The following is a 311-nucleotide window of genomic DNA, read 5'->3' as shown; positions in this document are numbered from 1 at the left end:
CTGCGGTTGCAGGCAATCCAGACCAAACCCATAGCCAAACCCAGGAAGCGCAAGCCATGACCACCTCCACCTCCACCACGCCAGCCGCAACCGCCGCGCCCGAGGTCACCCCAGAAATGAAAGCCCAGATTGCCGCCGATGCCAGGGCGCAATTTGCCGCCGACGAAAAGCAACGCAAAGACACGATCAAAGCCGTGTTTAAAGGCTTCGAAGCCCACAGCACCGTGATGCAAACCTGTCTGGATGATATGGACTGCAGCGCCGAAAAAGCCAAAGACCAGCTGCTCACCGCGCTCGGCAGCCAAACCCCA

The 311-nt window shown here is 59.5% G+C and carries 1 protein-coding gene; it reads left to right on the top strand.

Annotated elements, in window-relative coordinates:
- Positions 1 to 56: 56 nt before the first annotated feature.
- Positions 57 to 311: hypothetical protein (locus Q1A69_RS20230; protein ID WP_299589762.1), on the top strand; the 255-nt coding region annotated here is incomplete at its 3' end.

The sequence above is a fragment of the uncultured Microbulbifer sp. genome, assembly GCF_947498635.1.
GTDB classification, from domain to species: domain Bacteria; phylum Pseudomonadota; class Gammaproteobacteria; order Pseudomonadales; family Cellvibrionaceae; genus Microbulbifer; species Microbulbifer echini.
The sequence above is the reverse complement of the archived record's forward strand: the minus strand, read 5'-3'. Positions and strand labels throughout refer to the sequence as shown.